This window comes from Duganella fentianensis (assembly GCF_964031615.1).
Lineage (GTDB): Bacteria > Pseudomonadota > Gammaproteobacteria > Burkholderiales > Burkholderiaceae_D > Rugamonas > Rugamonas fentianensis_A.
Genome location: NZ_CAXIQN010000022.1, coordinates 629,946 through 641,457, shown reverse-complemented (window position 1 = coordinate 641,457; position 11,512 = coordinate 629,946). Strand labels below are relative to the sequence as shown.

General features: G+C 62.5%; 6 protein-coding genes. All 6 read right to left on the bottom strand.

The genetic code is table 11. The annotated features are described in order from the left end of the window. Nucleotides 1-4 precede the first annotated feature (4 nt). Nucleotides 5-1,633 (bottom strand): benzoate-CoA ligase family protein, encoded by a 1,629-nt coding sequence (locus ABNT42_RS20030; RefSeq protein WP_348699953.1) that lies wholly within the window; start codon nucleotides 1,631-1,633, stop codon nucleotides 5-7. Between the two features lie 114 nt (nucleotides 1,634-1,747). Further along, nucleotides 1,748-2,464 (bottom strand): response regulator, encoded by a 717-nt coding sequence (locus tag ABNT42_RS20025; protein WP_348699950.1) that lies wholly within the window; start codon nucleotides 2,462-2,464, stop codon nucleotides 1,748-1,750. Nucleotides 2,465-2,483: 19 nt separating this feature from the next. Continuing rightward, entirely contained in the window at nucleotides 2,484-7,448 is a 4,965-nt protein-coding gene (locus ABNT42_RS20020) for a two-component regulator propeller domain-containing protein (RefSeq protein ID WP_348699948.1), read from the bottom strand. 12 nt (nucleotides 7,449-7,460) lie between these two features. Then, nucleotides 7,461-8,636, bottom strand: coding sequence for a patatin-like phospholipase family protein (locus tag ABNT42_RS20015; protein ID WP_348699946.1), 1,176 nt, complete (start codon nucleotides 8,634-8,636; stop codon nucleotides 7,461-7,463). Nucleotides 8,637-8,718: 82 nt separating this feature from the next. Beyond that, nucleotides 8,719-10,509 (bottom strand): gamma-glutamyltransferase, encoded by a 1,791-nt coding sequence (gene ggt, locus ABNT42_RS20010; RefSeq protein ID WP_348699944.1) that lies wholly within the window; start codon nucleotides 10,507-10,509, stop codon nucleotides 8,719-8,721. Nucleotides 10,510-10,697: 188 nt separating this feature from the next. Then, entirely contained in the window at nucleotides 10,698-11,456 is a 759-nt protein-coding gene (locus ABNT42_RS20005) for an SDR family NAD(P)-dependent oxidoreductase (RefSeq protein WP_348699942.1), read from the bottom strand. Nucleotides 11,457-11,512 lie beyond the last annotated feature (56 nt).

Here is an 11,512-nt window from a genome sequence, read left to right as displayed (position 1 = left end):
CTCTTTATTCGGTGCGCAGCTTGAAGCGCTGCAGCTTGCCCGTCTCGGTGCGCGGCAGTGCGGGCAGGAAGCGGATAGCGCGCGGATATTTATACGGAGCGATCTGGGCTTTGACGAATTCCTGCAACTGGGTCACCAGTTCCGGTTCCGCTGCGTAGCCCGACTTGAGCACTACGTGGGCTTCCACAATCTGCCCGCGTTCCTCGTCGGCGCGGCCGATCACGCCACACTCGGCCACCGCCGGATGACGTAGCAGCACATCTTCCACTTCCGGTCCGGCGATGTTGTAGCCGGCCGAGATAATCATGTCGTCCGTGCGCGAGCGGTAGTAGAAATAGCCGTCCGCATCCATCTCGTAGGCATCGCCCGTCAGGTTCCAGCCATTCAACACATAGTCGCGCTGACGCGTATCGGCCAGATAGCGGCAGCCCGTCGGGCCTTTCACGGCCAGCCGCCCTATCACGCCCGGCCCTACCGGCTGGCCCTGCTGATCAAGTATGCAGGCCTGATAGCCGGGCACGGGCTTGCCCGTCGCGCCAGCCCGCACCTGATCGCCGGCAGCGGAAATAAAGATGTGCAGCAGTTCGGTCGCACCGATGCCGTCTATCATAGTCAGGCCGCTGGCCTGTAGCCAGCTTTCACGCGTGGCCACGGGCAGCGCCTCGCCAGCCGATACGCTCTTTTTCAGACTGGCCAGATCATAGCGCCCGAATAATGGCGCCATCTGGCGATAGAAGGTAGGCGCAGTAAAGCAGATGGTGGCCCGGTAGTGCTGGATCGCCACCAGCAAGGTCTCCGGCGTGAGTTTTTCCAGCAGCACGGCACTGGCCCCCACCCGCAGCGGGAACAGCAGCAGGCCGCCCAGACCGAAAGTGAAGGCTAGCGGCGGCGTGCCTATGAAAATATCGTCCGCAGCGGTGCGCAACACCGAACGGGGGAAGCAGTCGCAAATGGCCAGCACATCGCGGTGGAAGTGCATGGTGCCTTTGGGGATGCCGGTGGTGCCGGAAGTAAAACTGATCAGGCAGACGTCATCGGCCGCCGTATCCACCGCCTCGAACTGGTCAGACTGGTCAGCCATCAGCGCTTCCAGCATGGCGTTGCCGGCAGCGCCGAAATACACCGTGCGCTCACGCGCTGCCGGTGCCAGCTCCATTGCTTCCACTTCGGCGCGCAGACTATCGGCGCACAATACGGCATTGACTTCGGCCTTGGCAGCAATCACCGCCAGCTCACGGGCGCGCAATAGCGGCATGGTGGGCACGGCAATGCAGCCAGCCTTCAGCACAGCCAGTATGCAGGCCGCCATCATCGGTGTATTCGCACCGCGCAGCAGCACGCGGTTGCCGGTCTCCAGTCCCAGCGTGGTGCGCAACACATGGGCAATGCGGTTCACCTGCGCGTGCAAATGCGCATAAGTCCAGTTATCATGCTCGCCGCGCAGCGCAATGCGCTGCCCCTGCCCGTGCGCCAGCGCGGCATCGAGCAGTTCCGCGACACAGTTCAGGCGTGGCGGATACTGCAGTTCGGGCAGATCGAAACGCAGTTCCGGCCATGTGTCGACAGGCGGCAGATGGGAACGCGCAAACGGGTCGGTATGGGCACTGGCAGAACTGGCTGGCATAGGCTTCATGATCCCCTGTCGAAAATAGTGGCGCGCAGCGTCCGCAATCGGACGATACTTTAAGTTTAAACTATTTTTACAGCGAGGGCAAAGCACGCATAGTCCGGCGCTGGAATGGGAAGTCTAGGCGGTGCCGGACTGCAGGACCAGTTCGCTCTGATAGTGCACGGCGCGCAGCACTTCCTCCAGCGCCGCCTGGATCGCCGGCGTTGCCAGTGGCATCACCTGCAGTTGCTGCAGGCAGGAGGCGGCGCCGCTCAGACCCAGTGTAGTGCAACCGGCATGCAGGCGCTCCAGTCGCTGGCGCAGTTCGCTCTGCTGCCCCTGTTGCAGTAGACCTGCCAGTTCCTCACGGGCTGCGCCTAGCTGGGTGGCAAAGCCATTCAGATACACCAGCAAACGTTCGGCGCTAATACCCAGCCTTGCCAGCGTCTGTGACGGCTCTTCGGCGTAATGCTGGTAGTCGGCCGGCTGGTTCTTGCGCAGCGCATCCAGATGCTGGCGTACCTGATCGGCCTGAAACGGCTTTACTACATAACCGCTAGCGCCACCCTGCGTGGCTTCCGTGACCGTATCGGTGTCGTTAGCAGAAGTGACCAGCACAAACGGCAGCGTGGCCAGTTCCTCATGCTGGCGCAAACGCTGCAGCAGTTCCAGCCCCGACAGGCGCGGCATACGCAGGTCGCAGAAGCAGATTGCCGGGCGCAGCCCCTGCTGCAGTTGCTGCCATGCGTCTTCGCCATCTTCGGCTTCGGCTATTTCAAACTGTCCGCAGCTATCGATCAGGTGCATCAGCACCATGCGGGACACCACATCATCATCGACTACCAGAACTTTCATGTATTTCCCCTGTGCCTAGTTACTTGCGCTGCGATCCTGCTCCACCGAGCAGTTCGCGCAACAGCGGCAAGGCTACACGCAGCCGCACCCAGTCCGCATGATCGGCTGCCAGCTCCAGATCGCCACACAGCGCCTGCAATTCCTGCTCCTCCAGATAACCGGCACTGCCTTTCATGCCATGCAGCAGACGCCCCGCCACATCAGCCGCTTCATCCGTGATCGCTTGCTCCAGTTCTGCCAGCCGGATCGGCACATCCTGATTGAAGGCGGCACGCAGGCGCTGCTTCAGGTCCGTACCGCCGCTGTGCTGGGCCAGCCGCGCCGGTTCCAGTCCCGGCGCCGGTGCGGGAGCTACGCCGAACATGGCATCCAGATCCGCCGTACTGGCGGCAGCTACGCTACGCGGCGCCATGCGCGGCAGATGCACGCCGCGCTGCAGCTGGCGCTCGATTGCGCGGCTCAGCTGGAAGTGCAGCTTGTCTTCGTCGATAGGCTTGGTCAGGAAATCGTCCATACCGGCCGCCAGATAGCGGCTACGGTCTTCTTCACTGGCGTTGGCAGTCAGCGCAATAATCATCAATTCCTGATCGCGCACCGGCGCATCGATAGGACCGCCTGCGCGGATAATCCGCGTGGCACTGGCGCCATCCATTTCCGGCATGCGGCCATCCATCAGTATCAGGTCGTAACGCGTCAGCGCACAGGCTTTGACTGCCAGCGCGCCGTTCGCAGCAATGTCCACCTTGTGCCCCAGATCTTCCAGCATCATGCGGATGATGATCTGGTTGGTCGGGAAGTCTTCTGCACACAGTACCTTGAGCTGGTGACTGTGCGGTTCGCGCGGCACATGCGGCACCAGGGTGGGCGCCACACCATTGGCCAGCGGCAGTTCGAAGGTAAAGGTACTGCCCTGCCCCGGTGCGCTGACGGCGCTGATCTCGCCGCCCATCAGTTCTACCAGCTGGCGGCAGATCGCCAGCCCCAGCCCCGTGCCACCATAGCGGCGCGTGGTCGACGCATCGGCCTGTTCAAACTGCTGGAACAGCCGGGGAATTGCCTCGGCCTCGATGCCGATGCCGGTATCGCTGACGCTGAAACGGATCCGGTTCATGCCGGTCCTATCGCCATCCGGACCGGTCGGCACCCGCTCCACACGCATCCGCACCGAACCCTGCTCGGTAAATTTGAAGGCATTCCCCACCAGATTGACCAGCACCTGACGCAAACGGGTTGGGTCACCCACCACGAACTGCGGCAAGTCTTCGCTGAATTCCAGACTGAAGCCCACGCTGTGCGCCGCGGCCTGCTCCTCGAACAGACTGACCACATTTTCCACAGCGGCGGACAGCGAGAAGTCGATGTTCTCGATAGTCAGCTTGCCCGCTTCGATTTTCGAGAAATCCAGCAGATCGTTGATGATCGATAGCAGCGACTGGGCATTGGCCTGTGCCCGCAGGATCTGCTCGCGCGTGCTCACGCCCAGCTTCATATCGCGCAGCGCAAAGCCCAGCATGCCGATCACCCCGGCTAGCGGCGTACGCATCTCGTGGCTCATATTGGCGAGGAACTCGGACTTCTGGCGGGTGGCATCTTCCGCCTTCTGCTTGGCCAGGCGCAGACGCTCATCGTTTTCCTGCAGCGCGCGGTTAGCCAGCGCCAGCTCGTCCGTGTGCAGGCGCACCTGACGTTCCTGCTGCACCAGCTGCTCCTGCGTGCGGCGCAGCGTCTGCAGGGTTTCTTCCAGCTGCTGGTAGGCGCGGGCATTTTCCAGACCGGCTGCCGCATGGGCGGCCAGCGTCTGCAGCATATCCATGTGCACCTGCTGGTAGGCGTGCTTTTCCTTACTCTGCACACACAGCAGACCAACCACCTTGTCCGTTACGATCAGCGGCGCATACATCATCGATTGCGCGATCGAGGCAGGCTGGCCATCTTCCCGTATGCACGGCACCAGATTATCCAGTCCGGATTCATCCATGTAGTTGCGGAATTCGGCGTGGAAGTCGTTGATGAACACTGGCTGACGATGGATCAGACACCACACGGCCAGCTGGTTAGGCCTATCTAGCTGACGCTGATAAGGCAGGGTCCGCACCCCTTCTTCGATGGCGAACGGGAAATCGATTACGCCGGCATCTTCACGCACGAAACCAATCCCGAAGATCTGCGCATTCATCAGGTGATGCACGTGGCGGTACAGCGTCTGCATGCTGGTTTCCACATCCAGCGTAGCGCTCATTTCCCGCCCCAGTTCACTGAGCACCGAGATGTTTCGGTGTGCCTGTTCGACGTTCTCCTTCTGGTGTTCCACTTCGATTTTCTGGCGCTCGGCGTCGATGCGGCGCTGCTCGGCTTCGGCGCGCTGGGCTTCCGCTTCCAGGCGGCGCTGTTCCAGCTCCTGCTTCTGCTGTTGCAGCAGCAGGTTCTTCTGTTCGACTTCGGCGGTGCGCGAACTGACCAGATTTTCCAGCCTTAATTGCTGGTGATGCAGGCTGCGTACGCGTGCACGGTAGACCGCATAGCCGGCACCTGCTGCCGCAATAAATACCAGCAGGCGGAACCACCACGTCTTCCAGAACGGTGGCAGGATGGTGATTTCCAGCGTCGCTGCATTGTCATTCCAGATGCCGTCCTTGTTGGCCGCCTTGACCCGGAAGATGTACTTGCCCGGATCCAGATTGGTATAGGTGGCGAAGCGCTTGTCCGAATCAGTCAGCACCCAGTCTTCGTCAAAGCCCTGCAACTGGTAGGCAAAGCGGTTGCGCTGGGGCGCGGCATAGTGCAAAGCGGCGAATTCCAGCGAGAACACCGAATCGCGCTCGCTCAGGGTCAGCGCTGCCGTATGTTCGATCGCCGTCTTCAGTACATCGGCATGCCCGTTCACACCCGGCTTGACCGACTTGTTGAAGATCTGGAAATCGGTAATCACCACGCCGGGCGCTACGCTGTTTTCACGGATTTCGCTCGGCATGAAGGTGGTAATGCCGTTAAAGCCGCCAAAGTACAAGGTGCCGTCGGCCGCGCGCAAGGCCGAACCGTCGAAATACGCGCCCTCGATGGTGCCATCGGCGCCGGAATAATTGCGGATCAGGCCAGTGCGCGTGTTCAGGCGCGACAGGCCGCTATTGGTACTGAGCCAGAGGTTGCCGGCATCGTCCGGCAGTATCGAGGCGATCGCGTCATCGGCGAAACCGTCTTTGCGCAGATAGGCGTGGAAGCTGATGCTGCCGTCCTTGCCCTGCTCCATGCGGTTCAGGCCAGCCGCCGTGCCCACCCAGATGGTACCGGCACCATCCTCATACAGAAAATGCACTTCGTCGTGGCTGAGACTTTTCGGGTTGTTGGCTTCGCGCCGGAAGTGACGGAACACGCCCGTCTTGCGGTCGAACAGATCGAGGCCGTTGAAGGTTCCTATCCACATGCGGCCCTGCCGGTCCTCCAGTATCGGCCGCACCACGTTATCGGACAAGCTGCTAGGGTCGGACGGATCATGCCGGTAAGTGCGTACTGCCATGGTCTGCGGGTCCAGCCGGTGCAGACCGCCGCGCGAGGCTATCCACAGGATGCCGGCGCTATCGGTAACGATATTGCGGATAATGTCGCTGGCCGGATCGCCATGGGCAAACGAGGTAACGCTGATGGTGCCAGCCGCCACATTCAGATAATTCAGACCGGCGCGCCCGCCTATCCAGATATTGCCCTTCTTGTCGCGCAACAGCGTGGTCACGTGGTCGTCACTCAGGCTGTTGGCACTGCCGGGCTTATAGCGCCATGTGCGCGCCGTGCCGCTAACAGGGTCGTACAGATTCAGCCCACTACTGGTGCCCAGCCACAGCCGCCCCTGGGTTTCGCCGATGATGGCGTGCACGCGGTTGTCCGTCAGCGTGTTGGGAATATCGGCCTGACGCACGATGCGCGAGAAACCGCCGCTGCCCATATCCACCCGGCTCACGCCATCATTCCATGTGCCGACCCAGAAGGTGCCCACCCGGTCGCGGTACAGCGAGGAAATCTGGTTATCGGCCACGCTGTGGCTATCGCTCAGCTGGTGGCGGTACTGCTGCAGGCGGTTCTCCGATGGCACCCAGCGGAACAGGCCATCGGCCTGGGTGCCGATCCAGATATTGGTATCCGGATCCTGATACATCACCGGCACACTAGCGCCAGCGCGCAGTCCTTCGCGCGGGCCGAAGCGGCGCCGCTGCGGCTCACTGCCCAGCAGGCGCCATTGTTCCAGCCCGCCCAGCGTGCCTACCCACAGCGACTGCTCGCTATCGACCTGCAGCGACAGTACCGTGTTGAATTTGCTGTTACGGCTGGCATCCATGGTGAAATGCTGGAAGCGCATGGCACCCGGTGCCAGCATATCCAGCCCCGTGGCCGTGGCGACCCACAGGCGTCCGCTGGCATCGCGCGCCAGCGCATTCACCTGATCGTTGGACAGGCTGCCCGGATCGGCCGGATCATGGTGCCAGCTGACGAAGCGGCGCGTGCGCGGGTCGAACAGGTGCAGGCCGTCGCCGCTGGCCAGCCACATCGAACCGGCACCATCATCGACGATGGCGCGGATATGCCGGTTGCCATTACCGCGCTGGCTAGATTCGCTGGGCAGGTAATGGATGAAGCTATTACTATCGGGGTCAAACCGGTCTAGCCCACCGTCAGTACCGAGCCACAGCTGGCCCGCCGCATCGACATGCAGCACCCGCACCCAGTTGTCGATCAGGCTGCGCGGGTCGGCCACGGCGCTCTTGAAGGTCACGGCGCGATAACCGTCGAAGCGGGTAACGCCGGCCTGCGTGCCCAGCCACATAAAGCCCTGCCGGTCCTGCGTAATGGACAGCACAGTTTCCTGCGCCAGTCCATTCTCGACCCGGAACTGGTCAAAGCGCAGCGTGCGCGGTGGCGGCCCGGCCCAGACCACACCGCCCCACAGTAGCAGCGGCAACAGCAGATAGCGACAGAAGCGTAATTTCAGCGACAAAACGTAGTCCGATCAGGATTCGAAGAATGCCAGTACATCGTCCTTGCGCGCGAAGGTATCGTGCTGGCCAAGGCGGATCAACTCGCAAGTATAAGATGATTCAAACAGCAGGTAGGAAGCCAGCGCCGAGCCACGCGACTCGGTCGCGCCTATCCCGGACAGCATGGTGCGGATCGGTGCGGGCAGGCTGGCCACGTGACGCGCCGCGATCGCATCGAGCCGCTCGGACGGTGCGATCACCAGCAGTTTGACGGGTTTCAGCGGGGTCTGCTCCAGCACGGATTCCGGCAGCAGCGACAGCGTGCGGTTGATACGTTCGAGGCGCTCGATATCCACCGCCAGACTATCGAGGAAGATCGACGACATGGCATGGCCGGCGATCTGCGCCAGACTGGGGTAGCGCGAGGCATCGTGTTCGGCGCCGCTGCGTGGCGGCTCCGTCAGCCGGCCCGCGCCCACTACCAGCACCTTGCTGGCGCCGAGATGGATGGCCGGTGAAATCGGCGCCAGCTGGCGCATCGAACCGTCACCGCAGTATTCACGATGGCCGCCCATGTACAGCGGCGTGGCAGGGAAAATGAAGGGAATCGCCGACGAGGCCAGCAGGTGCTCGACCCCGATCTGATCCTGCAGCGCCACCCGCTGCATGCGCACCCATGGCGCGATATCGGCGGCGGTCTGGTAGAAAGTCAGGTGGTTACCGGCGCTGTACGAGGATGCCGTCACGGCCAGCGCGTGCAGCAAGCCTTCCGACAGCACCGCATCGAGGCGCGGCAGATCCAGCATACGGTGCAGCAGGCCCACCAGCGGGGTGTTATCGAGCAGCGAGGCAGGTGGCTGGGCGCGCCATTTGCGCAGCAGCCAGCCGAACGACAGCAGCGACAGCCAGCGCGCGCCGGAACGGATCACACCCAGCGAATCGGCACGATACACCTGGCCTACTTCGATGTGCTCCCACACGTCCAGCAGCTTCTGTACGCCTTCGCCGAAATTGTCGGCGCGGCAGGCCAGCGCGGTGGCGTTGATGGCACCGGCGGAAGTGCCGCAAATGATTTCGAAGGGATTGCGCGCCGGCGGCCAGCCAGCCTCCCACAGTATTTGCGAGATCGCCTGCAACACGCCAACCTGATAGGCGGCGCGTGCGCCACCACCTGTCAGTATCAGGCCGGTTTTCTTATGAATTCCCATTCGAAGAGATTAGCAGGGTCTGGGGGATTTGGGGAGTCCCAGCCCTGCACTTAGGCCGACTTCGGCCTACTAAGTCACTATCTTAGTCACCTAATACGACACCTTCGCGGCGCGGATCGGCACCGCCAAACCAAACTGCCTGACCATTGACAACGCGCCGCTCTATGCCCTGCAGGCCGGAATTGAACTCGGACTCGCGGATCTGGTGGCCGCGCGCCTTCAGTTGCTCGATCACCTCCGGTGCTACGCGGCCTTTTTCCAGTTCGGTGGGGCCGTTGCGACTGCCGATATTCGGCAGACTGATGGCCTGCTGCACATCGAGCTGCCAGTCCAGCGTGCCCACCAGCACCTTGGCTACATAGTTGATGATGGTGGCGCCACCGGGCGAGCCGGCCGCCAGCACCAGGTCCTTGGTGCCCTTCTTGAACACCAGCGTCGGCGACATGGCGCTGCGCGGACGTTTGCCTGCCTGCACCCGGTTGGCAATCGGACCATCGGCATCGCGTGCATCGAACGAGAAGTCGGTCAGCTGGTTATTCAGCAGGAAGCCATCGACCATCTGGCGCGCACCGAAAGCATCTTCCACCGAAGTGGTCATCGACAGTGCGCCGCCGTAGGCATCCACCGCCACCAGATGGGAAGTGGATGGTTTGTCGATGGCGCTATCGGCACCCCACGCCAGCTTGAGCGTATCTGGTACACCGTAGCTGGCGCGCCCCATCGAACGCTCGCCGATCAGCGCTGCACGCTTTGCCAGATAGGCTTTATCCACCAGCGCAGCTACGCCTTTGCCGGGCAAGGGGGCAAAGGCTGGATCGGCGATGTAGTGATCACGATCGGCATAGGCTAGCCGGCCCGCTTCGCTAAACAGGTGGATGCCTTGCGCCGTCAGCTGGCCATCTACCGGTTTATGAGGGGCGATGTCTTTGATCTCCAGCACACCCAGCATCTGCGCAATCGCCACCCCGCCCGACGACGGCGGCGGTGCGCCGCACACGGTCCATACCTTGTAGTCGGTGCAGATAGGCTGGCGTTCCAGCGCACGGTAGCCGGCAATGTCGGCCGCCGTCAGCTTGCCCGGATTGGTCGGGTGCCCGGCCACCTTGGCAGCGATATCGTCCGCAATGCGGCCCTTGTAAAACGCATCGGCACCGCCTTCGGCGATTTCGCGCAAGGTGCGCGCCAGCTCGGGATTTTTCAGCAGGTAACCGACTGGACGGGGTTTGCCCTGCTCATCGAAGAAATAATTGCGCGCCACGGGATCGCGCACCAGATAGCGGTCCCACGACAGCAGCCCGTTCAGACGGGGGCTGACCTTGAAGCCCTCCTCGGCCAGCTTGATAGCCGGCGCGAACAGCGCCTTCCAAGGCAACCGGCCATGCTCCTTGTGCGCCATTTCCAGCATGCGCAGCACGCCCGGCGCACCCACCGAACGGCCACCGATCACGCCGATCTCGCGCGCAACCGGCTTGCCGTCAGCATCCTGGAACAGATGTTCGTCCGCAGCGGCGGGCGCCGTTTCGCGGCCGTCGTAGGACTGCACCCGCTTGCCATCGCTATACAGCAGGAAAGCACCGCCGCCGATGCCGGATGATTGCGGTTCCACCAGCGTCAGCACCAGCTGGGTAGCGATGGCGGCATCGATCGCCGCCCCGCCCTGTTTGAGCATCTGGTAGCCCGCGTCCGTCGCCAGCGGATTGGCCGCCGCCACCATGAACTTCTGGGCCGACTTGCCTGCCTTGGCGGCATAGCCGGTAGCGATTTCGGGCGCAGCTTCGTTGCTACTGCGTTGGGCGTGGGCCGGCACTTGCAGCGCAAGCAGCAGCGGCAGAGACAGCGCCAGATGCGCAGTCAGCGACTTCAGACGGAACATACACTCTCCAGAATAAAAAAAGCGCGCAGCCTGCGCTGCGCGCCCGATCACTCTGGAATCCTACACCAAAAACCCGGCGGGGTCAGGTCGGGCATTGGCGCAGAGCTCGCGACTGCTGTTTCTTCGCAGTCGCACGTGCCCATCTGCCCGACCTGACACCTGCACTTTGCCCGACCTGACCCCGGGGTTTATTTCGGCTGCATGCGGATGGCGCCGTCCAGTCGGATGGTCTCGCCATTGAGCATGGTGTTTTCGATGATGGCTTTAGCCAGCTGGGCGTATTCGTCCGGCTTGCCGAGGCGCGGCGGGAACGGCACCATGGCGCCCAGCGCGGTACGCACTTCTTCCGGCATGCCCATCAGCATCGGTGTTTCGAAGATGCCGGGGGCGATGGTCATCACGCGGATGGCGTTGCGCGACAGGTCGCGCGCCATCGGCAGCGTCATGCCGGCCACGGCGGCTTTGGAGGCGGCGTAGGCGGCCTGGCCGATCTGGCCGTCGAAGGCGGCAACGGAGGCGGTGTTGATGATGACGCCGCGCTCGCCGCTGTCCGTTGCGGCGGTTTTGCTCATCGCGTCAGCGGCCAGACGGGCCATGTTGAAGGTGCCGATCAGGTTGATGTTGACGGTACGCTGGAATAGTTCCAGCGGATGGGGGCCGTCTTTGCCCACGGTTTTCATGGCCGGCGCGACGCCGGCGCAGTTGATCAGGCCACGCAGCGTACCTTGTGCGGTGGCGGCGGCCACTACGGCCTGACCGTCCGCTTCCGAGGTGACGTCGCATTTGACGAAGACGGCCTTTAGTTCGGCTGCCAGTGCCTGTCCGGCTTCGATCTGAACGTCCGCCAGCACCACTTTGCCGCCCTGCGCGACCAGCATGCGCGCCGTCGCTGCGCCCAGTCCCGAAGCGCCACCCGTTACGATGAATACATTGTCCTGAATTTGCATGTGTGTCCCTATCTGGTTTTTATTTGACGTTTACGTTAACGTCACATGCGCATTGT